This is a genomic window from Erwinia sp. QL-Z3 (assembly GCF_004551645.1).
GTDB lineage: Bacteria > Pseudomonadota > Gammaproteobacteria > Enterobacterales > Enterobacteriaceae > Erwinia > Erwinia billingiae.
The window spans coordinates 2,754,721-2,779,379 of sequence record NZ_CP037950.1; the positions used below are offsets into that span (position 1 = coordinate 2,754,721).

Here is a 24,659-nt window from a genome sequence, read left to right on the forward strand (position 1 = left end):
TTAAAAATGTCATACTGCTGCAATAATTTCTGACGTTCACCGGACCTGCTTTGTTTATGTCACTGTCATCGATTCTGAAACGGCCCACGCTCAGTCGGGTTGCCTTCCTGATATTGTTTTCCGTTTATATCGCCGTATTCCTCAATATTGCCTATTACCGGCAGGTGCTGGCCAACCTGCCGCTGACCTCATTCCATAACCTGTTGGTCTTTTTATCGATGCCGGTGGTGGCATTCAACGTGATTAATATCCTGCTAACCATTGCCTCCTTTATATGGCTCGACCGCATTCTTATTGCCATTTTTATTCTGGTCTCAGCATCAGCCCAATATTTCATTATGAATTACGGGATTATCATCGATCGTTCAATGATAACCAATATGCTGGACACCACGCCTTCCGAGACGCTGGCGTTAGTGACCCCGCAACTGTTATTCGCCATCCTGGTCCTTGGCCTGTTGATGGTGTTTGTGGCGTTTTGGATAAAAATTAAAAAAACGCAGCCGGTGTGGAAGAGCTTGGTTTTTCGTCTGGCCAGCCTGGTGGTCTCGGTGGCGCTGATTGCTCTCGTTGCCACCTTCTTTTATAAAGATTACGCCTCGTTATTCCGCAACGATAAAGAGCTGGTGAAATCGCTCTCGCCTTCCAACAGTATCGTCGCGTCCTATTCTTATTACTCTCACCACAAGCTGGATAATCTGCCATTGGTGAAAATAGGCGAAGATGCGAAACAGAACCCAAAAATGCTGGCCGGCCCGAAGAAGACCCTGACCATTTTGGTGCTCGGTGAAACCTCGCGTGCCGATAATTTCTCGTTATCTGGCTACAACCGGGATACCAACCCGTTGCTGGCGAAAGATAACGTCTTCTATTTCCCTCATACGACGTCATGTGGCACCGCCACCGCGGTTTCTGTGCCGTGCATGTTCTCGAATATGCCCAGAGCCCATTACGATGAAGAACTGGCCAGTCATCAGGAAGGCCTGCTGGATGTGATTCAGCGTGCGGGGATTAACGTCTTGTGGAAAGAAAATGATGGCGGCTGCAAAGGGGCTTGCGATCGTGTCCCCCATGAAGATGTCACCAGCCTGGATTTACCCGGCATGTGCATTGAGGGTGAGTGCCACGATGAGATCCTGTTTAATAAGCTCGACGATTATATTAAAAATCTGAAAGGCAACGGCGTCATTGTGCTGCACACCATCGGTAGCCATGGCCCGACCTATTATCATCGTTATCCTGCCAGCTTCCGTAAGTTCACGCCGACCTGTGATACGAACGAGATCCAGACCTGCAGCAGCGAGCAGCTGGTAAATACCTATGACAACACCATTCTGTATATCGATTATGTCGTCGATAAAGCCATCACGGTGTTGAAGCAGAACGATGCGAATTTCACTACCAGCCTGGTCTATCTGTCCGACCACGGCGAGTCGCTGGGTGAAAGTGGCGTCTATCTGCACGGTATGCCGTATGCCATTGCGCCGGTTCAACAAAAGCATGTGCCGATGCTGATCTGGCTGTCGGAAGATTACAAAAAACGCTTTGGTATTAATGAGACCTGTCTGAAGAAAGAGGCGGCGAACAACAACTATTCTCAGGATAATCTGTTCTCCACCCTGCTGGGGCTCACGGGGACCGAGACCAAAGAATATGTGCCGTCTGATGACATTCTTGCAAGCTGCCGCTGATTGAGGGAGTGAGCGTTGATGAAAGCGATCGTCTTTGCTTATCACGACATGGGCTGCGCCGGACTGAAGGCGCTGATCGAGGCCGGGATTGAGGTTCTGGCGGTCTTCACCCATCCAGACGTGGTGGGAGAAAATCACTTCCACGGCTCGGTGGCGCTGGCTGCAGAGCAACAGGGCATTGCGGTGTATATGCCCGAGGATGTCAATCTGGCTGCGTCTACCGGCCATACAATGGCCTTAACCAGCGGCCAGGTTTTATCGCTAGCTCGCTGAAATCGTTATCAGTTGGAGCCGTTTGTCGGCTCCTTTTATTCGCGAATCCCGCCCTGCACCCGGTAATCTCATCCCAGGCTGTTGCCAAAAAACACCTTTGCTAAGTATACTATCACCTTGATAGTATTTAGTTTTTTGACTAAAGCCAAATTTCGACCGGCAATAAAAATAACAAACGACCTTAAGTCAATTTGCCCCATTTTCGGCGCAGGCCAACCAACACCTTTCTCAAACGCCTTCTGCGTTAAACGGTTAATTATCCTTTTTATTAAACAGGTCTGTGGGCAATTGCCTTTGGGGATGTATGCAGTATGGAAAATGAACAGATTCAGGTGCCGACGCTCCCCGAGCTGCCGCTTAAGGGGATCTCGCAGGAAATACTGCGGTTAGGAAAACGCCTGGCGGACACCAAATATCAGATCGATATGCTCGGGAAAACAGGCTGGGGTGAACTGACGGCCAACCTTCACGGCCTTGAAGCCAGCGGTGAATGGGACGGGCCGGATGATGCCCTGACCTTTTTTAGCAAAATTTTTCCCTTTGCCAGGCTGCCGGCGGAAACCGAACCGCTGGGCATTTTCCGCGTGCCGACGGAGCGGGTCATTGGGCGCAGCTGGCGCTGGTGGCCAGAGCATTTGAGCGCCACCAGTGAAACGAAACTCCTTGAGCACCTGGACGGTCCGATGGCGGCGGAGAGTACCTCATGGTATTTCCTGCCTTCGCTTGGGCTGCTGCTGGCTGCGCAGGGGCAAAGTCGGGTGAACTATTGTCGTCTGCGGCATATCCCCTTTATCACCGCACGGGTGAGTAATCTGAACTATCCTCCGGCCGACCGTTTCCGTCTTTATCACGTCACCAAAGGCCAGACGCGGCAGAGTTGGGTGGTGTTTAACGACCGTTATCTTCAACCGGTTCAATGGCCGCGCATCACCTTGCCAGCATTAACCACCTATGGTGTGCACAGCGGCAGTTGGCCAGTGACATTTCCGCCGGTCGAGCGTATTTTCGACGCACTGTATCATCCGCAACCTGCGGAAGACTTTATTGCGCCTTGTGTCGATCTGAATGCGGTTAAAGAGGCGATTGAAGCGGAAAAACTGGCGGAAAAAGCGGCTAAAAAACCGGTGAAAATGGCGCTCAGCGATATGGATATCACCAATATCTGGCCGGTCAGCCTGACGCTGTCGTTCTTCTTTATCCTGGCGCTGGTGGTAGCAGGGCTTACCGCAGGTGAAGGGATTACCGGCTGCATCAGCCTGCTGGTCTGTGGCATGGCCGGAAGCCTGTTGCTGTTCCTTGCCACGCCGGTTTTTCTGGTGAGCAAGCGCTTACGAAGAAACTATGATGATGAATCGGATGATGAGCCAGCGGAAGAGCCACTGCAAAAGGCGGAGGCGCAAACTCCCGCGGGCTGAGGACCAAACCTGTAATTAACGGCATAAGGATAACGTCATGCTGAAAGTCTGGGGCAGAAAAACCTCTTCCAACGTGCAGGCGGTGATGTGGTGCATTGCTGAGTTGGGATTACCCTGTGAACGGGTAGATATTGGCCATAAGTACGGTGGCAATGACACGGCTGAATTTCTGACCATGAACCCGAATGGCAACGTACCGGTGATCCGTGACGGGGAAGGGGAGCCGCTATGGGAAACCGGCGCTATCCTGCGTTATCTCGCCAATCGTTATGCCGACAGGACGTTCTGGCCGGCGGATATTGCACGACGCGCGGCAGTGGAGAAGTGGGCGGAGTGGGCCAAGATCAATGTGGCCCACAGCTTTACTGCTCCCCTGTTCTGGCGAGTGGTCAGAACGGCGGAAAAAGATCGCGATTATCCGGCCATTGCGGCAGCGCTGTCAGTGTTGAATAGCAAACTGGCAATTGCCGAGGCGCAGTTGAACCAACATGCCTATCTGGCGGGAAATGAACTGACGCTGGCCGATATTCAGTTCGGCCATCTGCTGTTCCGTTATTTCGATATTGAACTCGCCCGCACGCCATTTCCGGCCGTCGAGGCGTATTATCAGCGCCTGCAGATGCGGCCCGCTTTTGTCGAGCACGTGATGGTTTCCTATGAGGATTTGCGGGTAACCTGAGTGAATGCACGGCCTGAAGTAAGGGGAGACAATCAGCACGCCGCGATTGTCCGGAAAACAAAAGGGCCCTGAGATAAGGGCCCTTAATCAATCACGCCACCGCTAGTGCGGCTGAACAAAGCCTGCTTTTACCATCTCATCTCTGAATGCATTGGCAATCACCCGGTTTCCGCCGGTAACGGGATAAATCACGTTATTCACCACGTCGTCCAGGTAATGTTCATTAAACTCCTGGAGGGTGAGCTGCGACCCGCCTTCATCATTGATGGCAATCGATCCTTTAATATGATTGCCGTTGTGTTTGGCCTTCAAGCTATAACGGCCCATGCTGCTATTAATTGTGCTCATAAGATCTCCTTGTTAACGTCATGAAGTCATAGCAAGTGAGTCCATAGCAAATGACACTCATCAGTTTAGTCCCACCGCGCAGTGACATCCTGGGGAGAAACGTAAAGAAAACGCAGAGCGTGACCGCCATCGCGAAAAAAATCGGATAGGGGATTTTAACGTTAATTATTTAGCTAACGTTATGACAATAAAGCATTAATTTAGTATCTGGACGCTAAGTGTTTGAACGGGCTTTATTCGCTGGCGTGAGGAGCCGATTGAGCAAAGGAAAAAATCTTCTTCTATACTCAAGCCACTACATCGTAGTGACTTTTTACTGTGGCTGAGGAAAATGGAATGAAGCTAATACTCTGGATTATTGCGATTATTTTTATTGTTGGTTTATTGACCATCACAGGCGTGTTCAAAATTCTGTTCTAAGACTCAGGTGGCAGTGGAGTCCTGCGCGCTGTCACCTCTTCACTTTGTAATATGGCGCTTCTGAAAGAAAGATCCTTCAGGCTGATGGGGTTATTACAGGTTGCACAACGTGCGCCATGATGTTGACCGAACCGATCTCCTCGGGTGGTAAAGACTATCTTCACCTCACCACATTTATTGCAGCGAATTATCATCAGCTCTCACCTCCTTGCTTTAAGCGTTCTCTGAGTCTACCAAAAAAAATCCGCACATTGATAAATTATACTTATCAGTAAACTCAGGTGATATTCACCGGTAACAAATTGATTAATAAGGATGACCTTAGAGTCTGTAGGTGATTATTTCACGTTTGACGATTAAGTATTTTTCTTAGGGCGGGATTTAATTTTGCTTACAGGGGATTCTTAGCAGGAGCCACTGAGGGGGATTCGCTCATGACGGTAAGCAGAGGACTACGCTTGCCTGGGATTCATCCTGGAGAAAGCGTGGCAAGCCATTGTTAAAATAGCCTTCAGAAAAAATTGAGTCAGATGCTCGCTAGCTGCATAAAGATAAAGCAGGCACATTCAGCAAGCGTTTAAGCGGCATCGGTATAATGGCTATTTTTACGACGGAACGACATTTGGATTGCTTCTGATTGCCGTTAGTAACAGCGTCTTTTTCAACACCATTCGAACGGTAGATCATTCAGTGAAGTCACTAAAACTTTCCAGTTTCTTGCTGGCCCTGTCCAGTCTGTGTTTTGCGCCTATTGCCGGGGCGATCACCCTGGCGACCGGTATCTCAAATACCTGGACGGCGTTTACTGACAACGTCAGCGAAACCTGGAACACCCCTGATAACTACGATTTGTATCTTCCCGCTGTGACCTGGCATAACCGGCTGACCTACGACAGTGATAAAACCGACCGATACAATGAACGTCCCTGGGGAGCAGGTGGCGGGATTTCCCATTACGATGAGAAAGGGAACTGGAACGGCCTCTATCTGATGGCGTTTAAGGACTCGTATAATAAATGGGAACCGATCGGCGGTTACGGCTGGGAAAAGACCTGGCGACCGTTGAACGATCAGGATTTTCACCTCGGTTTAGGCTACACCGCAGGGGTGACGGCGCGTGATAACTGGAAGTACATTCCCATCCCCTTAGTGCTGCCCTTAGCATCAATAGGTTACAGCAAAGCGACTTTCCAGATGACTTATATACCAGGCACTTACAATAACGGAAACGTTTACTTTGCCTGGTTCCGCTGGCAGTTTTAGCTGCGGGAAGCGTGGCGAAAGTATGACGTATCTTCAAAAAAGGCGATATTTATCACTTTTTCGTGGTGGGTGACTGGACAAAAGCCTCGGCAATTGCTGTACTAACCACCGACACAGTTTAGTGTCCATTTTTCATGTAAAGGTAATATAGATGTCTAAGATTAAAGGTAGCGTTAAGTGGTTTAATGAGTCCAAAGGATTCGGTTTCATTACTCCTGAAGATGGTAGCAAAGATGTGTTCGTACATTTCTCTGCCATCCAGAGCAATGGTTTCAAAACTCTGGCTGAAGGTCAGCGCGTAGAGTTCGAAATCACCAACGGTGCCAAAGGCCCATCTGCTGCTAACGTTGCCGCTATTTAAGTTACCAGACAGAATTCTAAAAACCCGCCGATTGGCGGGTTTTTTTTTGCGTTATTTTTACCCCTTTCCGCAGGTGAAAAGGGACGAATGCTTCTCCGGTTAGCGGGCGAAATACTGGCTAAGCCAGAGGGCAGCCGCCAACAGGCTCACGGTAACAGCAACAGCTTCAGGCAGGGATTTTGGTAAGATATTCATTGGGTCAACTCTTTGGCTGGTTTTATCAAAGAGTGTGGCGAAACATTATTAAGGAAACATTAATAAACCCGTTTTGGCCAACGGGATCCCGCCGATTTGCCTGCTGGCCTGAAATGCGGCTGCGGGTCTGTAACAACCGCCCGGTTTCTGACACTTGCTTATCCTGCCGGGCAAGCTATAAACATAGGCGAGAGGGCCCTGCATAGGCTCATAACTGGAGGAAGCGTGATGAAAATCCGTCTGGCGGAAGCCAATGACAGTTTTGCCCTGAGTGCCCTGTTAGCCGAACTGGGCTACGAGAATACCGAAGGGTTTATTGAACGGCGTCTTGCACAGCTGATTGATGACCAGACCGAGGAGCTGTTGGTTGCCGTTTATGGCAACACGGTGCTGGGTTTCCTGTCTTTACACTTTATTCCCCAGCTGGCGCTGGCCGGTGATTTTGCCCGCGTTAGCTACTTCTGCGTGGCAGAAGGTGAGCGCAGCAAAGGCGCAGGACAAAAGTTGCTGCAGCATGCGGAACAGGTGGCAAAGCAGCGGGGTTGCGACCGGATGGAAGTCCATTGCAATGCGCACCGCATCAAAGCCAATGCGTTTTATGCCCGGGAAGGTTACAGCGAATCTCCCCGTTATCTGATCAAAGACCTCAACGAATAGCGTTACTGTCCAGCCCACTGGCCAGCAGCAGAGCGTCGGCAATACTCTCAATGCGGTCACTTTGGATCATTGAGATGCTGACGCGGATAAACTGAATCCCTCCAATGCGGCAGCGTTCCCCTGGCAGGACGGCAATACCGCGTGCCGCCAGCGTGATCATCGCAAACTGCTCCGATTGCACCGGCATAAAAATACTCAGACCATCACGGTCCGGCAGTTCCAGGCCTCGCTTTGCCAGCGCGCTGAGCAGCTCGCGGCGACGCTTAGCGTAAATCGCTTTCGCCTGCTGTATCTGCTGCTGGGTCGCGGGATCGTTAATCATCCATGCCACTGCCTGCTGAGTTATGCGGCTGGTCCAGCCGGCGCCAAAATTGCGCCATGACTGAATACGCTTAAGGTGCTCAGACGGGCCAGAAAGGACCGCCAGCCGCAGATCGGGTCCGTAAGCCTTGGAGTAAGAACGAACGTGCAGGGTACGTTCCGGAAAATAACGGCCCAGGCTCCAGACCGGATGCACCGACAATTCGCCGATGCCATCATCTTCCACAATCAACGTTCGCGTACCCATTAACACTTTCGCCAGCGCTTCGCTGCGTGCTTCACTGACCGTATGGCCGGTGGCGGAGTGCGTCCTCGGCTGATAGATAAAGGCGGTTGCGCCTTTGTTCAGTAACATCGCCAGCGCCCCAGGCAGCGGGCCGTGCTCATCACAGGCCAGCGGCATCACTTCGGCGCCAATATTGTCCAGAATATCCAGCAGCCTGGTGGCGGTGGGATCCTCAATGATCACCTTTTCTCCTGGCGAAAACAGCGTCTGCACGAGGGTATTCATCGCCGCAAAGCCGCCCTCGGTCGCCAGCCAGGCGTCGGCCCGGTAAGGCCAGTCCGGTTTGATCGCCTCCAGCAACGGCTGCGAGATCGGATCGCGCTGGTAGCTGTTGAGCTGTGGGCAAAGAACGCCCTGGCGCATCGCCTCCTGCAGATCGGGCATTAACGCCGGATCGGGGGACGCCATGGCCAGATCGGCGCGGATATTGTCGCCATAATTGCCGATCTTCTCAAAACGCACCGGCCTCGGCGTGACGTTATCGCCACAGACCCACACCCCGCTGCGGCCTTTCCCGGCAATCACCTTCTGCCGCTTTAACTGTCCCCAGGCGGCGGAAACCGTCGCCGGACTGACGCCTAACGCTTCTGCGAGATCGCGAACCGAAGGCAAATGCGTGCCTATCGGGATTTGCCCTTCGCGAATCAGGCCCGCCGTCACCCCGGCAATCCCTTTAACAGAAGCATCGGTAAGGCGTTCAGCAAACCAGCGCAGGTCCAGCGTTGAGGTCATAAGAAATCCGTTTGTTCAGTAACAAAGAAATTATTGTACAGCTATTATTATCGATCTAGTATCGAATTCAAGCAGTAATTGCACACAAATTATGCGCCCCGTTCCGGCGCTCTTCAGGGCAGAGAGAGATAACGATGGTCACGATCAGACTGGCAGTTAGAGATTGGGATTACTTCACGCCGCTGGCGCTGGGCGATATCAAACCGCAGGGGTTTGCGCTGGAAGTGCATCGCGTGGGTACGCTGGTCGGCGACCTGGCGACCAGCAGCGAGTATGACGCGGCAGAAATTTCCTTCAGCCGCTATGCTCAGGGCAGGGCAAAAGGTGACAGCGCCTTACTCGCCTTGCCCCACATCCTGATGCGTGGCTTCCGCCAGCGTTGCATCATCACCACCGAAGACAACCCAATCGTCTCTCTTGAGCAGTTAAAGGGGGCCAAAATTGGCGTGACCGGCTGGCAGGATTCCGGCAATACCTGGACCCGCGCGGTCCTGCGTGAAGCCGGCGTCGATATTGATGATGCTTACTGGTTTGCCGGTCGCCTGACGGCTGACCATCCCGTCGTTGACCGTCTGAACGGTTTTGGCCGTCCGGGCCGCATTGAAGCCGCACCCGGCGAGCACCCGCTGATCGACCTGCTGCGTGCCGGTGAACTGGATGCCGTCTTTACGCCGTTTATGCCACAGGGCTTCTTCCTGAAAGGCTCCGGCCTGCGCCAGTTGCAGACTGATTTCCGTCAGGCAGAACTGGATTACTTCAACCGGGTTGGCTATATCCCTGGCCATCACCTGCTGGCCTTTAAATCTTCCTTTGCCGAAGCCCATCCGGACATTCCTCAGCAGCTCAGCGAGCTGATCGATCAATCGGCCAAAATGTGGAACGACAAGCGCGAAAAGTATGCCGATACCACCCCCTGGTTGTTGGACGATTTGCGACGCACCGCGCAGGATTTACCTGCCGACTGGAACGCAAATGGTTTTGACGCTAACAAGAAGATGATTGCCGATTTCGGCACAGAGCTTTTTGAGCAGGGAATTACTTCTCAATGCCTTACGCCTGAGGATCTGTTCCCGGCCGTGACCAAAGGATCAATACGATGAAAGTTGCATTAGGACAGTTCGCAGTCAGCCGCGAGTGGCAGGAAAATGCCGTGACCTGCACCGGTTTAATGGCCCAGGCGCTGGCCGGTGGTGCCGATTTGCTGGTGTTGCCGGAAGGCGTGCTGGCGCGTGATATTGCCGATCCTGATTTGGTGCTGAAGGCCGCACAGCCGCTCGATGGCCCGTTCCTGACGGAAGTCTATGCCGCCAGCCGCGGCAACACGCTGACCACGATGATGACCGTCCACGTGCCCACGCCCGATGGTCGTGCGCTGAACGTGCTGATCGCCATCCGTAACGGCGAAATCATCGCCCGCTACGACAAGCTGCATCTTTATGATGCCTTCGCGATGCAGGAATCCCGTAACGTCACGGCAGGCAATGAGGTTCCGCCGCTGGTTGAAGTTGCCGGCATGAAAGTTGGCCTGATGACCTGTTACGACGTGCGTTTCCCGGAGCAGGCGCGTCGCCTGGTGCTGGACGGTGCGGATGTGCTGGTGCTGCCGGCCGCCTGGGTTAAAGGCCCGTTAAAAGAGATGCATTGGGAAGTGCTGGTCACCGCCCGCGCGCTGGAAAATACCTGTTATATGGTGGCGGTCGGTGAATGTGGCCCGCGCAATATCGGTAACAGCCTGGTGGTGGATCCGCTCGGCGTGGCGATTGCCAAAGCCGCTGAAGCCCCGGCGCTGGTCTTTGCCGATTTAGATCCGGCCCGTATTGCGCATGCGCGCCACGTGCTGCCGGTGTTGCAAAACCGCCGTTTCGCGCGTCCTGAATTGAATAAACAATAAGACACCGGGGAAATTTATAATGAAAAAGATAGCGACCGCCATTGCACTGGCTCTGGGATTAAGTGCAGGTTGTGCCCAGGCCGCAGACGCCATTCCGGCGCAGAAAGTCGATCAGGCGTTACACGACCGTTTACCGGCGGATATTAAAACCGCTGGCAAAATGATCTCGGTAAATAACGGCTCCTTCCCGCCTTATGAGATCGTTGAAGGCCCGACCACCATGACCGGCGCGTCTGCCGATTTAACCGAAGCCCTGGCACAACTGCTGGGCATCAAGATCGAACATGCCACGGTCAGTGGTCTGTCGGGCGTGTTGGCTGGCATTAAGTCAGGTCGCTATCAGTTAGCTATTGGCCCGATTGGCGACTATCCGGACCGCCAGGCTAAAAATGATTTTATCGACTTCGTGCAGGAGTTTGTGGTGTTTGCCGTGCAGAAAGGCAACCCAGCGCAAATCAACGGCCTCGACGATACCTGCGGTAAGCGGATTGCGGTGATGGCTGCCGGCTCTGCTGAGCAGGTGATCCGCAAACAATCTCAGGTCTGTACCGATGCGGGTAAACCGGCGGTGACCGTCCAGTCATTTACCGACCAGCCTTCGTCGATTCTGGCGGTGCGCTCTAAACGTTCCGATGCCTTCTTCTCGTCTCAGGCCCCGCTGGTGTACTTCGTTGACCAGGCGCACGGCCAGCTGGAGTTAACCGGCCAGGGCAAGAAAAATGGTTTTGGCGATATCTTCCAGGGCACCGTGGTTCCTAAGGATTCTGAACTGGGGAAAGTGGTCCTCGACGGTTATAAAGCGCTGTTCGCCAACGGCACCTACGCGGCGATCATGAAAAAGTGGAAGCTGGATGGCAACATGATCAGCGCACCGGGGGTTAACCTGGCGAAAGGGGCGGCGAAATGACAAAAAGCACCACGGATTCACGAGCCAGGGAAACGGCAGACGTGGAACAGCGCGACGTGGCCTTTGCCCGCAGCGCACCGCGTTACGGACGCCTGGCCTCATGGATTGTGGTGCTGGTGATTGCCGCCAACTTTAGCTGGCTGGTGGCCACTAACCCCAATTTCGAGTGGCACGTGGTGTTGCAGTGGTTTACCGAAGGCTCGGTGCTGAGCGGATTAAAGGTGACGCTGGGACTGACGGTGGTGTCGATGGTTCTCGGCACCCTGTTGGGCCTGCTGTTAGCGGTCGCCCGGCTGTCGGATAACCGGCTGATGCGCGGCCTTTCCGGGCTGTATATCTGGTTCTTCCGCGGCACGCCGCTGCTGGTGCAGCTGATTTTTTGGTACAACATGTCGACCTTGTTCCCGAAGATCACCCTGGGTATTCCGTTCGATGGCCCGATCTTCGCCAGCTGGAACACCAACGATTTGATCACCCCGTTAACCGCGGCGATTGCCGGGCTGGCACTGAATGAAGCGGCCTATATGGCCGAAATTATTCGTGCCGGGCTGCAGTCGGTGGACAACGGTCAGGTTGAAACCACCCAGGCATTTGGCATGAGCCGCGCGCGTGCGCTGCGCCGGATTATCATTCCTCAGGCGATGCGCTCGATCATTCCTCCGACCGGCAATCAGCTGATCAGCATGATCAAAGCCACCTCGCTGGTCAGCGTGATTGCGATGGGCGATCTGCTGTATTCGGTGCAGTCGGTGTATAACCGGACCTTTGAAGTGATCCCGATGCTGATGGTGGCGGTGATCTGGTATCTGTTTATCACCTCGATTCTCAATGTCGGGCAGTCTTTCATTGAGCGATATTATTCGCGCGGCGTGCGTCGCTCGGTCTCAGCGACTAAACGTCGCCAGCCGCCAGCGGACAGTAAAACAACGCCGATGGTTAACCGCCCATTAGTCCGTAAGGAGGATGTATGAGTGAAATGCAGCCGCTGGTTCGGGCACGTAACGTACAGAAAAGTTACGGTGATAATGAAGTGCTGAAAGGCATCGATCTGGATGTGATGCCGGGCGAAGTGGTGGTGATCCTCGGGCCTTCCGGCTCCGGTAAATCGACCTTCCTGCGCTGCATCAATCATCTTGAAGATATGAATGCCGGCTCGATTATGGTGGGCGGGCAGCAGATTGGCTATGAGCTGAAACAGGGGATTTTACAGCGCCTGTCGGCCCGTAAAATTGACCGCCAGCGCCAGGAGATCGGCATGGTGTTTCAGCAGTTTAATCTCTATCCGCATATGACCGTGCTGCAGAACATTATTGAAGCGCCGATTGGCGTGCACAAAGAGTCACGTGAAGCCGCGACGCGTCACGCTCGGGAACTGCTGGCAACGGTGGGTTTGAGCGATAAAGCCGATGCCTGGCCGCGTCATCTTTCCGGCGGGCAACAGCAGCGCGTGGCGATTGCCCGCGCGCTGGCCATTCGTCCTAAGCTGATGCTGTTTGATGAGCCAACGTCGGCATTGGATCCGGAACTGGTTGGCGAGGTGCTGGCCACCATGCGCACCCTGGCCGATCGGGGGTTAACCATGGTGGTGGTGACCCATGAGATCGGTTTTGCCCGCGAGGCTGCCGATCGGGTGGTGTTTATGGATGGGGGCGTGGTGGTTGAACAGGGGCCGCCTGAGAAGGTATTGGTGAATCCTGAGCATCCCCGATTCCAGGCTTTCCTCAGCCGGTTTATCTGATATTATCGCGAGAGTATTCTGTACAGAGAACTCTGTTACAGATTGCGGTTGTATTGACCGGCGATCTGCGCGTTAATACACTTTATCGTTATTGGCCTTGTTATTGGTCAGGTTAAAAAAGAAGGTGTGTATGGAAGGTATCAGTATTGCAAAACTGCTGATTATCGGTGCTCTGATCGTCTTGCTGTTCGGAACCAATAAGTTACGTTCTCTCGGTGGCGATCTGGGGTCAGCGATCAAAGGCTTTAAAAAGGCGATGAGCGACGACGACACTTCCGCTAAAAAAGCGCCGGTTGTTGACGAAAAGCCAGCAGAGCAGGTTGTTCACAAAGATTAATCGCCCGCTCAGGCATAAAAAAACGGATGACAGGGTCATCCGTTTTTTGTTTGTGTTGCAATAATGTAAATTATTGTAACGCAGGGCAAGTCACCTTACCCCGTCAATTTATTTCACTTCCAGACCTTTCGCCTGCATATCCGCATGATAAGAAGAACGGACGAACGGTCCGCAGGCAGCGTGGGTAAAGCCCATCTCCAGCGCCGCATCTTTCATCTCATCAAACTCCGCAGGGCTGACATAACGCTGAACCGGCAGATGGTGACGGCTTGGCTGCAGGTACTGACCTAAGGTCAGCATGGTCACGCCGTGGCGACGCAGATCGCGCATCACTTCCACGATTTCAGCGTTCGTTTCACCGAGGCCAACCATCAGACCGGATTTAGTCGGCACGTCTGGGTGCGCTTCTTTAAAGCGTTCCAACAGCTTCAGTGACCAGTCGTAGTTAGCGCCAGGGCGCACCTGACGGTAAACACGCGGCACGTTTTCCATGTTGTGGTTAAACACGTCTGGCGGCGTGGCGGTGAGGATTTCCAGCGCGCGATCCATACGGCCACGGAAGTCCGGTACCAGCGTTTCAATCTTGATAGTCGGGTTCTTGGCTCGGATGGCGGTAATGCAGTCGGCAAAGTGCTGAGCGCCGCCGTCACGCAGGTCATCACGGTCAACGGAGGTGATCACCACGTAGCGCAATCCCATATCGGCAATGGTCTGCGCCAGCTTCAGCGGCTCATTCTGATCCGGGGCAACCGGACGTCCGTGGGCCACGTCGCAGAATGGGCAGCGGCGGGTACAGATCGCGCCGAGGATCATAAAGGTGGCTGTGCCGTGGTTGAAACATTCTGCAAGGTTAGGGCAGGAAGCCTCTTCACAGACGGAGTGCAGGCCATTTTTACGCATCGCAGCTTTGATGCCCTGGATGCGGCTGGAGTCCGCGGGGAGCTTGATTTTCATCCACTCCGGCTTGCGTAAAATCTCCGTGCGCTCGGTGATCACGGTTTTAACCGGGATAAGCGCCATTTTGTCTGCGTCGCGGTATTTAACACCACGTTCCATCTGAATGGGTTTACTCATAATCTTGCAAGTTCCAGGTTGGCATGCGCGATCCGCATAAAACTCAAATAAGTGATCTTGTGTTCAACTTTTTTTGATAAAGCGCAAAAATTATATCATCTCGGCGCGGCAGTTTCAGCCAGCCAGACCGATTAAATGTGACGTAATTGTAAATCCGCACGGACGGTTACTTTTCAATAAGGTTATCGGCGGCCTGCCAGCGAACGTCAGTGATGTTCAACAGTCGGGCAAAATGCGTGATTAACAGCGGCTGCACATCGGCCAGCGTCACGCCAGCTTTCAACGCGCTAAGCTGCGTCATCTCCAGCCCCGCATAGCCGCAGGGATTGATGCGCAGAAACGGCGTCAAATCCATATCGACATTCAGCGCCAGGCCATGGAACGAGCAGCCGTTACGAATGCGTAAGCCCAGCGAACAGATCTTTTTACCCTGCACATACACACCGGGTGCATCGGCTCTGGCCGCCGCTTCCACGCCAAAATGGGCGAGGGTGGCAATCACCGTATCTTCGAGGGCGGTCACCAGCTGCCTGACGCCAATTTTCCGGCGCTTCAGATTGATCATCACGTACATGATTTGCTGTCCGGGTCCGTGATACGTCACCTGGCCACCGCGATCGCTTTGCATCACCGGAATATCGCCCGGACCCAGCAGATGTTCGGCTTTGCCTGCCTGACCCTGCGTGAAGACCGGAAGGTGATCGACCAGCCAGATTTCGTCGGCAGAGTGCTCACCGCGCTGGTCAGTAAAATCATGCATGGCTTGAGAGATGGGTGCCCAGGGCTGTAAGCCCAGCTGGCGGATGAGTAGGGTATCGTGAGGCAAAACGTCAGTCCTGTTGAGAACAGAAGGGCAGTATAACGCTGACAGAGAGCACATCCATGCCCGCTGTCAGCGAGAGTTTTTACAGCACCATGCGGACAATTTCGATTTTGCCCAGCTCGTCATACAGCGTTTCCACTTGCTCAATGTGGGTGGCGGTAATGGTGATCGAGACGGAGTGGTAGTTGCCTTTGCTGCTTGGCTTCACGTCCGGAGAGTAGTCACCCGGCGCATGGCGCTGAACAACTTCAACTACTTGATCAACCAGTTCCGGCTGCGCCAGTCCCATTACTTTGTAAGTAAAAGGAGTTGGGAATTCGAGCAGTTCTTTAAGATTGGTTTTCATAGGGGCTCCGGTAACGCCAAAACAAAGACTCCCGCTGTGCGTAACGGGAGTCTACAGATAACTCAAATATGGGGTGCATTCACGCCGAAATCAAGGGGGCATTGCTGCCCAAATGCGTGCCGGCATGACGGGCTTAGCCAAACCAGTGATGGAACATCAGCTTAATGTAATCGACGATGCGACCGATGAAACCACCTTCCTGCATATCGTTCAACACCACCAGCGGATGCTGTTCAATGGTTTTGCCATCCAGCTGGAAGTTGATGGTGCCGACAACCTGGTTTTTCGCCAGCGGCGCATGCAGTTCGGTGTTGCTCAGCGTGTAGCTGGCTTTCAGATCTTTCATGCGGCCACGAGGGATAGTCAGGAAGACATCTTTTTCCACACCCAGCTGCACGCGGTCGCTGGTGCCGAACCACACTGGCTCGGAAGCAAACTCTTTACCTGCTTTCAGCGGTGCCACGGTTTCAAAGAAACGGAAGCCCCAGGTCAGCAGTTTTTTGCTTTCGGTTTCGCGGCCTTTATAGGTGTGACCACCCATCACGGCGGAGATCAGACGCATCTGGCCTTCGGTCGCGGAGGCAACCAGGTTATAGCCCGCGGCTTCAGTGTGACCGGTTTTGATGCCGTCAACCTGCAGGCTGGTATCCCACAGCAGACCGTTACGGTTCATCTGGCGGATATTGTTGAAGGTGAATTCTTTCTCTTTATACACCGCGTACTCGTCCGGCACGTCACGGATCAGTGCACGGCCAATCAGCGCCATATCACGCGCTGAACTGTACTGGCCATCCGCATCCAGGCCATGAACGGTCTGGAAGTGGGTGTTCTGCAGGCCCAGTGCTTTAACGTAGTTGTTCATCAGACCAACAAACGTATCCTGGCTGCCGGCAACATAGTCGGCCATTGCCACACAGGCATCATTACCGGATTGCAGCACGATGCCGCGCGTCAGCTCGGACACCGCAACGCGATCGCCTGGCTTCAGGAACATCAGGGAAGAGCCTTTGAACACCGGATTACCGGTTGCCCAGGCATCTTTGCCCACGGTAACCATGTCATCCTGCTTGATTTTACCGGCTTTGACCGCCTGACCAATCACGTAGCTGGTCATCATTTTGGTCAGGCTGGCTGGGTCACGGCGAGCGTCGGCATTTTTCTCTGCCAGCACTTTGCCTGAGTTGTAGTCGATCAGCACATAGGCTTCCGCATCGATATCCGGCACGCCTGGGATCATTGTTTTAATGTTCACGTCGTCGGCGTGGGCGAAGGAAGTCAGGCTGAGGGCAATCAGCGATCCCGCCGTCAGGCGTTTGATCAGTTTGTAGGAGGTCAGATTGTTCATGTTTAGGACTACAACATCCATCGGCTAAGTTAAAAAAAGTGACTCACTATAGCAAAAGCAGTCCTGCCCGGCACTCGTCTTTACCATGCAGGTTAACAGCACTTTCAGCCTGTTAGCCCGCACTGAATGCCGGTCAGTATGACATTTCGTTAGGGTGCGACGGTAATAAATGAGGTGAGCTTCGCTTCGCTCGATAACCGCTGCTGCAAGGCGCTGGCCTGCTGGCGAGAGGTGAAGCGGCCCAGCTGAACCCGATAAACATTGCCGTGGCTGTCAACCGCGCCCGGCACACCAAACTGTTTGCTCAGGGAATTCATCCAGGTTTTGGCTTTGGCTGCATCGCCAACGGCGCCGACCTGCACCACATAGGTGGTGCCGGAAGCGGCAGGGCGGCTGGCAGCGACCGCTGCGGGTGCTGCGACGACGGCGGCAGCGGCTGGCGCAGCAACCGGCGCGGCGACCGGCTCACTGCCTTCCAGCACGCCAGAACGTAACGGCTGCGCGGCACCTAAAAATCCATTGCTGCGTACCGGTGCGCCCAGGCTGTCATCACTGTTGACGTTGGCGTTATCAATTGGACGCGACTCCGGCGCCTGCTGCTGACTGGCCTCCGGTTGTGACGCGGCACTGGCGGCGGCATCGCCACCCATCGTGGTCATACCGCCGCCCAGGGTGGTCATCCCACCCGCGATATCAGGACGGGCGGGCAGGGCATAGCTCTGTTTGGCGACGGTGGTGCCAATGGTGCCAGGACCCGAGAGCGTGCCATCCGGCGCGACCTTGATGTAATCGATTTTCACTTTGGTGTTATTCGAGATATTCAGGCGATCGCCCGCGGCTCGGGACAGATCGATAACCCGGCCTGGGGTGTAAGGACCGCGATCGTTCACGCGCACCACCAGCTGGCGACCATTGGCCAGGTTAGTGACGCGCACGTAACTTGGCAGCGGTAACGTCGGGTGAGCCGCAGTAAGCGCATCAGGATCGAACTGCTCGCCGGTTGCGGTGCGGTTGCTGCCGGCCTCATCGCCATACCAGGCGGCCAGGCCGGTTTCGCTGAAATTAGACGGATCTTTGACGATTTTGTAAGTCTTGCCATTCACCGTGTAGTCCTGGCTGGTGCCGGGGTTCTGCGGTTCATAACGGGGTTCGGCACCGCCAATTTCCACCACCGGACCATTGTAGGCCGGTTGCTGTGGTGCGGGTGCCTGCTGCTGTTCATCGGTAGCACAGGCTGCCAGCAATACTGAAGCCAGACCAATCCAAAGCCAATCCTTACGCATGTTTACGCCTCTTAAACGCTCTTAGACAACAGTTTTCGGTGGGTGTGAATCGACATAATAATGCCAAACCCGGCCATCAGCACGATCAGCGCCGAACCGCCATAGCTGACCAACGGCAATGGAACCCCAACCACCGGGAGAATGCCGCTAACCATACCAATATTAACGAAAACATACACAAAGAAGATCAGCATTAAGCCACCGGCCATTACCCGACCAAAGGTGGTTTGCGCCCGCGCCGCCATCATCAGGCCACGCATAATCACCAGAATGTAGAGTACCAGCAGCACCAGGACGCCGACCAGGCCTAATTCTTCGGCCAGAACCGCAAAAATAAAGTCGGTGTGGCGTTCGGGTAAAAATTCCAGCTGTGACTGGGTGCCATGCAACCAGCCTTTGCCGCGTAGCCCGCCTGACCCAATGGCAATCTTGGATTGAATGATGTGGTAACCCGCGCCAAGCGGGTCGCTCTCCGGATCCAGAAGCATCATAACGCGGTCGCGCTGATAATCATGCATCAGGAAGAACCACAGCACCGGCACGAAGGCCGCCACCATCAGTACCGCCACCGCAATCAGTTTCCAGCTCATCCCGGAAAGGAACAGAACAAACAGGCCGGAGGCGGCAATCAGAATTGAGGTTCCCAGGTCCGGCTGCGCGGCGACCAGCAGCGTGGGCATAAAGATCAGCACCAGCGCGATGGCGGTGTTTTTCAGCGTCGGCGGACAGACATCGCGGTTAATGAAGCGCGCCACCATTAGCGGCACGGCGATTTTGGCAATCTCTGAGGGCTGGAAGCGCACAAAGCCCAGATCCAGCCAACGCTGCGCACCTTTACTGATATGGCCAAACGCATCCACGGCGACCAGCAGGATCACCGTGATGATATACAGATAGGGCGCCCAACCTTCATAAACCCGCGGCGGGATTTGCGCCATCACCAGCATGATCACCACACCCATGGCGATCTGGCCGATTTTACGCTCCATCATGCCTGGATCCTGGCCACTGGCGCTCCAGATCACTAAGGCGCTGTAAACCAGCAGGGCAAAAATCAGAATAAAGAATGTCGGATCGACATGAATTCGGGTCCAGATGGTGCGTTTATGGTGACGATCGTTCATGTCTATTCACCCTCATAACCGGGCGGCACGGGGGCAGCGTCCGGCAGGTTGGTATTGTTATCACCAAGCATAATATGGTCCAAAATCTGGCGCATGATAGTCCCTACGGCCGGGCCTGCGCCGCCATTCTCCAGAATCATGGTGACGGCCACACGCGGCTTGTCATACGGAGCAAAGGCGGTCATCAGCTTGTGGTCTCGCAGGTGTTCAGCGATTTTATGCGCATTGTAAGTTTCGTTGGCTTTCAGGCCATAGACCTGAGCCGTACCGGATTTGGCGGCAATCTTGTAAGGTGCGTCAGAGAAGCTTTTTCTGGCGGTGCCGTTAGGTCGGTTTGCAACACCGTACATACCGTCTTTGGCGATTTCCCAGTAGCCTGAGTGAATATCCGCAATCGGGGGTGAGTCGGGCTGACGATAAGGCACCCGCACATTATTCACCACGTTGGACTGCATCAGGTGCGGTGTTTTCACGATGCCGTCGTTAATCAGGGTCATCATCGCTTTGTTCATTTGCACCGGCGTGGCGGTCCAGTAACCCTGACCAATCCCCACCGGAATGGTGTCACCCTGATACCACGGCTTTTTAAAGCGTTTCTGTTTCCATTCGCGGGTAGGCATATTACCCGGCGTTTCTTCCACCAGGTCAATGCCGGTCAGGTGCCCGTAGCCAAACTTGTTCATCCATTCGCCGAGGCGATCGATGCCCATGTCGTAAGCCACCTGATAGAAAAAGGTATCCGCAGACTCTTCCAGCGATTTGGTGACGTTAAGGCGGCCGTGGCCCCAATGCTTCCAGTCACGGAAGCGCTTTTCGGAGCCCGGCAGCTGCCACCAACCCGGGTCAAACAGGCTGGTGTTTTTGTTGATCACGCCCGCGGTCAGCGCTGAGACGGCAATATAGGGTTTCACCGTTGATGCCGGCGGATAGGCGCCCTGCGTCGCACGGTTAATCAGCGGCCGGTTGGGATCATTCAACAGCATGTTGTAATCGGTACTGCTGATGCCATCTACAAACAGATTGGGATCGTAGCTGGGCATCGACACCATCGCCAGAATGTCACCGTTGCGCGGATCGGTCACCACCACTGCGGCACGGCTGCCCGCCAGCAGCGTCTCAATATATTGCTGCAGCTTCAGGTCGATGGTCAGGTAGATATCCTGGCCGGCCTGAGGGGACTGTTCGTGAAGCTGACGGATTACCCGGCCACGGTTGTTGACTTCGACTTCTTCATAGCCGGTTTTGCCGTGCAGCATCTCTTCGTAATAACGTTCGATGCCCAGCTTGCCGATATCATGTGTGGCGGCATAGTTGGGCCACTTACCTTCATTATCCAGCCGTTCGACATCACGATCGTTAATTTTGGACACATAGCCCAACACGTGAGTCAGCGCAGAGTTGTACGGGTAGTAGCGGCGTTGATAGCCTTTCACTTCCACGCCGGGGAAAGCATATTGATTGACGGCGAAGCGGGCGACCTGCACATCGTTCAGGCCGGTTTTAACCGCGATAGAGGTAAAGCGGCGTGAGCGCTTACGCTCTTTTTCAAAGGCGACAAGGTCTTCGTCACTTAAGTCGACAATGGGGCGCAGAGCAAGCAGGGTTTTTTCAAGGTCATCGACCTTTTCGGGCACCAGCTCAATCTGATAAATCGTGCGGTTGAGCGCAAGGGGCAGGCCGTTACGATCAAAAATAATGCCGCGGCTGGGCGCGACGGGCACCAGTTTGATGCGGTTTTCGTTTGAGCGGGTACTGTAATCGGTGTAGCGGATAATTTGCAGGTGGTACAGATTGACCACCAGGATACCGGAAAGCACGATAATGCCGATAAAGGCGATCAGCGCCCGACGAACAAAGAGAGACTGTTCGGCAGTGTAGTCACGAAAAGAGTTACGTTGTAATTTCATCCGCTGTTTCAGTGTATCCGGTTGATCCTATGGCCTATTCCCGATGGTAAGGGTGATTTGCTGTGATGCTCCATGCACGATACAAACTCTCCGCAACCAGCACCCGTACCAGCGGATGGGGCAGGGTCAGCGCGGAAAGAGACCAGCTTTGCTCAGCGGCAGCTTTGCAGGCTGGCGACAGACCTTCCGGTCCACCAATCAGCAGGCTGACATCACGGCCATCCAGCTTCCAACGTTCAAGCTGAGTGGCTAAATGGGGCGTTTCCCACGGCTGCCCTGGAATATCCAGGGTAACAATGCGGTTCCCTTTGCCAGTCGCAGCCAGCATCATTTCGCCCTCTTTTTCAAGAATGCGTTTGATGTCGGCATTTTTACCGCGCTTGCCAGCCTGAACTTCAGTCAGTTCCAGCGGCATATCTTTAGGAAAACGACGCAAATACTCCAGAAACCCGGTTTGCACCCAATCCGGCATTTTAGTGCCGACGGCAACCAACTGCAGCTTCACAGCTTAGTTCCAGAGCTTTTCGAGTTCGTAAAGCTGGCGGCTCTCTTCCTGCATGACGTGAACAATCACTTCACCCAGATCGACAACAACCCAGTCAGCGGCAGCTTTACCTGCAACAGCAAAGGTTTCCACGCCAGCAGCACGAGATTCCTGAACCACGTGGTCAGCAATCGACGCCACATGACGGGTTGAGGTGCCGGTGCAGATAATCATGCAATCGGTGATACTTGATTTGCCCTGGACATCTACAGCAACAATGTCCTGGCCTTTTAAATCGTCTAATTTATCAATGACGAAGTCTTGGAGTGCTTTACCTTGCAAAAGGTTCCCCTTGGGTTTTGAGTCGGAGCGGTTGCCCTGCGCCTGCGGCGTGGCTAACCGAAAAAAGATGTTTCCGGATTGCTCCAGAAAATTTAGCGGCGAAGTATACCACGTGCTCAGGGCTTGCGATATAAACCTGCACCAAGGATGTAGGCCGAAACTGCCGGAGGGATCAGATCGTCACACGATTGCCCGCTGTGCAATCGATCGCGTATTTCAGTCGCAGAGATGGACACCAGCGGCGTGTCTGCCAGAAAAATCCTGCCGCAGGGATGCTGATGCAACGCGTCTGCCTGCCCGGTTTGATGCTGTTCCAGCCAGTGCTGTAGCGCCGGGGTTTCCATCGTGCTGTCATAACCCGGACGTTTACAGACCAGTAAATGGCACAGGCTGAGCAGTTCTTCCCAGCGATGCCACTTGTATAAGGTTAGCAAAGAATCCTGGCCAATGATAAACGCCAGCGGCTGGTTGTCGCCCCGTTCTGCACGGAGCTCCGTAAGCGTCTCAAGGGTGAAAGAGGGTGTGTCGCGCTGCATTTCACGCAGATCCAGGTCGAACAACGGCAGGTTGGCAATCGCCAGCCTCACCATTTCCACCCGCTGTGACGGGCTGGCTTCTGGCTGTGGGCGATGAGGCGGCACGTTATTCGGCAATAACGTCACCTTTTTCAGCCCGACCTGCGCAGCCAAAACCTCGACCGGCTTCAGATGGCCAAAATGGATCGGATCAAAGGTGCCGCCGAACAGCGCTTCCAGCGTGAGGGATTCAGACATCGCAGAAATGCTCAGGGAAACCGCGCTGGCAAATCAGCAACGACAGCGTTTCAAGATCGGACCAGACCGACTGACCATAATCCTGCTTCAACGTCAGCTCAATGCGCGTCAGCAGATGGATTGCCTGACTCAGCTGCCGTGCAGAAAGACGTTGCAGCGCTTCACTGAACAGTGGACGGCGGTTTTGCCAGACGCGGTGCTGATCAAACAGCGTTCTGATCGGTGTTTTCACCATCTGGCGTTGTAAGGTCAGCAGCATCATCAGCTCTCTTTGCACGGTGCGTAATAAGATCACCGGCTCGCTCTCTTCCGCCTGCATCTGACGCAAAATATGCTGAGCACGCTTACTTTTGCCGGCCAACAGGGCATCCACCCAGTGGAACGGCGTAAAGTGCGCGGCATCGTTAACGGCCTGCTCAACTCTTGGCAGGGTCAGCTTGCCGTCTGGCCAGAGCAGCGACAGCCGTTCCAGCGCCTGGGCCAGCGCCAGCAGATTCCCTTCATAACAGTAGCAAAGCAGCTGAACAGCCGCATCGTCCACGCTCAGCTTGAGGCTTTTCGCACGGGCAATCACCCAGCGAGGCAACTGCGCCTGCTCAGGTGTCTGGCAGGGCACGATCACCGCATTGGCGCTCAGCGCTTTAAACCAGGCACTGTTTTCCTGCGCTTTAGTCAGTTTCGACGCCCGCAATATCAGCAGAATATCGGCATGGAGCAGTGAGGAGAGGGTAACAAGCTGTTCCGCCATCGCCGCGTTGGGACCATTTTCAGGTAGCGTTAGCAGCAGCGTTTGCCGGCTGGCAAACAGGCTGAGGGCCTGGCAGGTAGAGAAGATTGCATCCCAGTCAGTATGGGCATCAATGACCACGCTGAAGTGCTCGGTGAATTCCTGCTTTTGCGCAGCAGCCCGCACCGCATCCTGAGATTCCTGCAACAGAAGCGGTTCGTTACCGGCCAGAATGTAACAAGCGCGCAGCCCCTCGTGGAGCTGCGCGCTGAGTTGCTCAGGGTAAATCCTGATCATCTTGCCAGAGAGCTGTCTGTCAGGCCGGATGCAGGATTGGTCTGATCGATGGCTTCAGGCGTACTGTCCAGCGTATTGATGGAAGGATCGTCCTCTGCAGCATGTACCGTCAGTAGTTTACGCACCAGCTGTTGAGCCGCCTGAGTGCGCATTTCATTTAAGATAATGTTCTGCTCGGAGTCCTTCGCCAGCGCCGCCAGCGGGTTATCAAAGAATGAACGATACACGGTCGCGCTGATCGGATAGATGCCTTTATTCGGCACCAGCACCTGCGCATTAACGGTCATGTACATCGAGTACTCGGCCGTTTTACCGTCCTGGAAGATGGAGGCCGTGTCACGACCCTGAACCTCACCTAACAGACGCAGGGAAGGAACGGTTTTATGCAGCGTCTCTTTACTCATCTCCGTGGTGTTGCTGTCATCCAGCACCGTCACGTTATTCAGGCGCAGCTCTTCACTCACGGTACGCGTCAGCGGACCGTAAGGATCGGAGGTGTCCAGGATCATCGTTTTCATTTCTTTCGGGACCGAAGTGGTCCCGCGAAGATGAAAGCCACAACCTGCGGTGATTAACACCGCAAGACCCAGCATCACAGATAAAATCGGATGTCGCACAAT

The 24,659-nt window shown here is 54.2% G+C and carries 26 protein-coding genes and 1 pseudogene; 13 read left to right on the forward strand and 14 right to left on the reverse strand.

Annotated elements, in window-relative coordinates:
• Positions 1–56 precede the first annotated feature (56 nt).
• The 4 genes and pseudogenes from eptA to E2F51_RS13380 all read left to right on the forward strand — a co-directional run bounded on the left by eptA (position 57) and on the right by E2F51_RS13380 (position 4,058).
• Positions 57–1,691 (forward strand): phosphoethanolamine transferase EptA, encoded by a 1,635-nt coding sequence (gene eptA / locus E2F51_RS13365; RefSeq protein WP_134823690.1) that lies wholly within the window; start codon positions 57–59, stop codon positions 1,689–1,691.
• A gap of 18 nt (positions 1,692–1,709) precedes the next feature.
• Positions 1,710–1,898 (forward strand): annotated as a pseudogene (locus E2F51_RS13370) (ArnA); the annotation flags it as partial.
• Between the two features lie 377 nt (positions 1,899–2,275).
• Entirely contained in the window at positions 2,276–3,379 is a 1,104-nt protein-coding gene (locus E2F51_RS13375) for a hypothetical protein (RefSeq protein WP_134823692.1), read from the forward strand.
• Positions 3,380–3,416: 37 nt separating this feature from the next.
• The gene (locus E2F51_RS13380; protein ID WP_134823693.1) at positions 3,417–4,058 is read left to right on the forward strand and encodes a glutathione S-transferase family protein; all 642 of its coding nucleotides are present in this window, start codon (positions 3,417–3,419) and stop codon (positions 4,056–4,058) included.
• Between the two features lie 102 nt (positions 4,059–4,160).
• On the opposite strand, the gene E2F51_RS13385 is transcribed toward E2F51_RS13380, so the two are convergent.
• Entirely contained in the window at positions 4,161–4,406 is a 246-nt protein-coding gene (locus E2F51_RS13385; protein WP_013201257.1) for a hypothetical protein, read from the reverse strand.
• Positions 4,407–5,516: 1,110 nt separating this feature from the next.
• Between E2F51_RS13385 and pagP the strand changes: the two genes are divergently transcribed.
• The 3 genes from pagP (at position 5,517) to E2F51_RS13400 (ending at position 7,302) form a co-directional block, all read left to right on the forward strand.
• Positions 5,517–6,089 carry a lipid IV(A) palmitoyltransferase PagP gene (gene pagP / locus E2F51_RS13390; protein WP_256372208.1) on the forward strand — a complete coding sequence of 191 codons (573 nt, stop codon included), beginning with the start codon at positions 5,517–5,519 and terminating at the stop codon, positions 6,087–6,089.
• A gap of 151 nt (positions 6,090–6,240) precedes the next feature.
• Positions 6,241–6,450, forward strand: a complete 210-nt coding sequence (gene cspE, locus E2F51_RS13395) for a transcription antiterminator/RNA stability regulator CspE (protein WP_004156612.1) — start codon at positions 6,241–6,243, stop codon at positions 6,448–6,450.
• A 423-nt stretch (positions 6,451–6,873) separates the two neighbouring features.
• Positions 6,874–7,302, forward strand: a complete 429-nt coding sequence (locus E2F51_RS13400) for a GNAT family N-acetyltransferase (protein ID WP_013201259.1) — start codon at positions 6,874–6,876, stop codon at positions 7,300–7,302.
• On the opposite strand, the gene E2F51_RS13405 is transcribed toward E2F51_RS13400, so the two are convergent.
• Positions 7,292–8,641, reverse strand: coding sequence for a PLP-dependent aminotransferase family protein (locus E2F51_RS13405; RefSeq protein WP_134823694.1), 1,350 nt, complete (start codon positions 8,639–8,641; stop codon positions 7,292–7,294). The two genes, E2F51_RS13400 and E2F51_RS13405, sit on opposite strands and share 11 nt — an antisense overlap.
• A gap of 134 nt (positions 8,642–8,775) precedes the next feature.
• On the opposite strand from E2F51_RS13405, the gene E2F51_RS13410 reads away from it, so the two are divergent.
• The 6 genes from E2F51_RS13410 (at position 8,776) to tatE (ending at position 13,514) form a co-directional block, all read left to right on the forward strand.
• Complete coding sequence (locus E2F51_RS13410; protein ID WP_134823695.1) at positions 8,776–9,741, forward strand: nitrate ABC transporter substrate-binding protein; 966 nt, start codon at positions 8,776–8,778, stop codon at positions 9,739–9,741.
• Positions 9,738–10,532 carry a deaminated glutathione amidase gene (locus E2F51_RS13415; RefSeq protein ID WP_134823696.1) on the forward strand — a complete coding sequence of 265 codons (795 nt, stop codon included), beginning with the start codon at positions 9,738–9,740 and terminating at the stop codon, positions 10,530–10,532. Before E2F51_RS13410 ends, E2F51_RS13415 begins: the two co-directional genes overlap by 4 nt.
• 19 nt (positions 10,533–10,551) lie before the next feature.
• Positions 10,552–11,439 (forward strand): ABC transporter substrate-binding protein, encoded by an 888-nt coding sequence (locus E2F51_RS13420; protein ID WP_134823697.1) that lies wholly within the window; start codon positions 10,552–10,554, stop codon positions 11,437–11,439.
• Complete coding sequence (locus tag E2F51_RS13425; RefSeq protein ID WP_013201264.1) at positions 11,436–12,410, forward strand: amino acid ABC transporter permease; 975 nt, start codon at positions 11,436–11,438, stop codon at positions 12,408–12,410. The genes E2F51_RS13420 and E2F51_RS13425 overlap by 4 nt, the downstream gene beginning before the upstream one ends.
• Positions 12,407–13,177: an amino acid ABC transporter ATP-binding protein gene (locus E2F51_RS13430; RefSeq protein WP_013201265.1), complete on the forward strand. Its 771-nt coding sequence runs from the start codon at positions 12,407–12,409 to the stop codon at positions 13,175–13,177. The genes E2F51_RS13425 and E2F51_RS13430 overlap by 4 nt, the downstream gene beginning before the upstream one ends.
• 130 nt (positions 13,178–13,307) lie before the next feature.
• Positions 13,308–13,514, forward strand: a complete 207-nt coding sequence (gene tatE / locus E2F51_RS13435) for a twin-arginine translocase subunit TatE (protein ID WP_013201266.1) — start codon at positions 13,308–13,310, stop codon at positions 13,512–13,514.
• 108 nt (positions 13,515–13,622) lie between these two features.
• On the opposite strand, the gene lipA is transcribed toward tatE, so the two are convergent.
• The 12 genes from lipA to lptE all read right to left on the reverse strand — a co-directional run bounded on the left by lipA (position 13,623) and on the right by lptE (position 24,656).
• The gene (gene lipA / locus E2F51_RS13440; RefSeq protein WP_134823698.1) at positions 13,623–14,588 is read right to left on the reverse strand and encodes a lipoyl synthase; all 966 of its coding nucleotides are present in this window, start codon (positions 14,586–14,588) and stop codon (positions 13,623–13,625) included.
• Between the two features lie 166 nt (positions 14,589–14,754).
• Positions 14,755–15,468, reverse strand: coding sequence for a lipoyl(octanoyl) transferase LipB (gene lipB, locus E2F51_RS13445; RefSeq protein ID WP_371732131.1), 714 nt, complete (start codon positions 15,466–15,468; stop codon positions 14,755–14,757).
• Positions 15,469–15,493: 25 nt separating this feature from the next.
• Positions 15,494–15,757, reverse strand: a complete 264-nt coding sequence (ybeD, locus tag E2F51_RS13450) for a DUF493 family protein YbeD (protein WP_013201269.1) — start codon at positions 15,755–15,757, stop codon at positions 15,494–15,496.
• A 133-nt stretch (positions 15,758–15,890) separates the two neighbouring features.
• Positions 15,891–17,102: a D-alanyl-D-alanine carboxypeptidase DacA gene (dacA, locus tag E2F51_RS13455; protein ID WP_013201270.1), complete on the reverse strand. Its 1,212-nt coding sequence runs from the start codon at positions 17,100–17,102 to the stop codon at positions 15,891–15,893.
• A gap of 149 nt (positions 17,103–17,251) precedes the next feature.
• The gene (rlpA, locus tag E2F51_RS13460) at positions 17,252–18,385 is read right to left on the reverse strand and encodes an endolytic peptidoglycan transglycosylase RlpA (protein WP_013201271.1); all 1,134 of its coding nucleotides are present in this window, start codon (positions 18,383–18,385) and stop codon (positions 17,252–17,254) included.
• Between the two features lie 11 nt (positions 18,386–18,396).
• Positions 18,397–19,509 (reverse strand): peptidoglycan glycosyltransferase MrdB, encoded by a 1,113-nt coding sequence (gene mrdB / locus E2F51_RS13465; RefSeq protein ID WP_013201272.1) that lies wholly within the window; start codon positions 19,507–19,509, stop codon positions 18,397–18,399.
• Between the two features lie 2 nt (positions 19,510–19,511).
• The gene (mrdA, locus tag E2F51_RS13470) at positions 19,512–21,416 is read right to left on the reverse strand and encodes a peptidoglycan DD-transpeptidase MrdA (protein WP_013201273.1); all 1,905 of its coding nucleotides are present in this window, start codon (positions 21,414–21,416) and stop codon (positions 19,512–19,514) included.
• 34 nt (positions 21,417–21,450) lie between these two features.
• Complete coding sequence (rlmH, locus tag E2F51_RS13475; protein WP_013201274.1) at positions 21,451–21,921, reverse strand: 23S rRNA (pseudouridine(1915)-N(3))-methyltransferase RlmH; 471 nt, start codon at positions 21,919–21,921, stop codon at positions 21,451–21,453.
• Between the two features lie 3 nt (positions 21,922–21,924).
• Positions 21,925–22,242 carry a ribosome silencing factor gene (rsfS, locus tag E2F51_RS13480; protein ID WP_041691943.1) on the reverse strand — a complete coding sequence of 106 codons (318 nt, stop codon included), beginning with the start codon at positions 22,240–22,242 and terminating at the stop codon, positions 21,925–21,927.
• A gap of 116 nt (positions 22,243–22,358) precedes the next feature.
• Positions 22,359–23,015: a nicotinate-nucleotide adenylyltransferase gene (gene nadD, locus E2F51_RS13485; RefSeq protein ID WP_134823700.1), complete on the reverse strand. Its 657-nt coding sequence runs from the start codon at positions 23,013–23,015 to the stop codon at positions 22,359–22,361.
• Entirely contained in the window at positions 23,008–24,039 is a 1,032-nt protein-coding gene (gene holA, locus E2F51_RS13490) for a DNA polymerase III subunit delta (RefSeq protein ID WP_013201277.1), read from the reverse strand. Before holA ends, nadD begins: the two co-directional genes overlap by 8 nt.
• Positions 24,036–24,656 carry an LPS assembly lipoprotein LptE gene (gene lptE / locus E2F51_RS13495; protein WP_134823701.1) on the reverse strand — a complete coding sequence of 207 codons (621 nt, stop codon included), beginning with the start codon at positions 24,654–24,656 and terminating at the stop codon, positions 24,036–24,038. The genes holA and lptE overlap by 4 nt, the downstream gene beginning before the upstream one ends.
• Positions 24,657–24,659: the final 3 nt, after the last annotated feature.